The following is an 882-nucleotide window of genomic DNA, read 5'->3' on the forward strand; positions in this document are numbered from 1 at the left end:
CGCACCTTGTAGCCGGTGCGTTTGGCGTAGACCTGCGCCAAGACCGGCTCTAGCTCAATGCCCCACAGCACCGCTTCTTTGTGGGAGATATCTTCCGGCTCCTTACGACCAGTCTTCTCCAACCACAGGCTGAGCGGACATTTGTAGGGAGAGAGCCCCACTGCCACGGCGGCATCGGAGGAACCAATGCCGAGTTTGCGGATAGCGAGCCACTGCTCGCGGGTTAATTGGGTAGTGGATGCCAGCCGCAGGGCTTGGCCATATTTGGCTTTTGCTTTCATGACGAGTCCTTGTTGACGGCATAAATGGCGACGCCCGGATTGGCTTGTGCCAGTCCGGGTGAGGTAGTTATGTGGTTTGAATGGGGAAACGGAATTACTGCAGCAGGGTAAGTGCCTGGTTCAAGGCTTGGGATTTGAGTTGGGCGCCCTGACCAAACCAGGCGGAATCGAGCCGGTGATCCTGGCTGCGAGCACGGCGGTGGTGATCAACGTATTCGGTGACTGCATTGACCAGCCCCCAGGCTGTATTGCGGGAACTGGCAAGCTCTGAGCCCATGCCTGCGCCCTGATAGAGCTCATGCAGCCGTTGTACCGGTCGTGTGAGGATGATGTTCTCCTCATCCAGCGGTTGCGCCAGCAGATCGCTGAAAAAGCGTTGCGCTTCTTCAGGGGCCACGGGCCGTTGTGCCAATTCCTTAGTCTGTGCCTTGAACTCATCCCAATGGGAGAGCCCTAGCCCAAGCGACTCTTTGACGGCCGCTGCGTCGAACTGAGTGGAGTGGGGCACCTTGATGGCTCCGGCAGCGCCGCGCAGTGCCATCTGCAGGGTGTTGTTGCATACCACCCGCAGCGAGGTGAACTGCGCCGTGGTGCAGAGTGT

2 protein-coding genes are annotated in these 882 nt (G+C 59.0%); both read right to left on the bottom strand.

Annotated features, from left to right (window positions below; translation table 11 throughout):
* The coding region (locus ACE1BR_RS23180; RefSeq protein ID WP_374874436.1) for a lambda-exonuclease family protein at positions 1 to 281 on the bottom strand (281 nt) is incomplete at its 3' end.
* Between the two features lie 94 nt (positions 282 to 375).
* On the bottom strand, positions 376 to 882 hold a 507-nt coding region (locus ACE1BR_RS23185; RefSeq protein WP_374874438.1), incomplete at its 5' end, for a DUF932 domain-containing protein.

Source organism: Aeromonas sp. MdU4 (assembly GCF_041929505.1).
Taxonomy (GTDB): Bacteria; Pseudomonadota; Gammaproteobacteria; order Enterobacterales; family Aeromonadaceae; genus Aeromonas.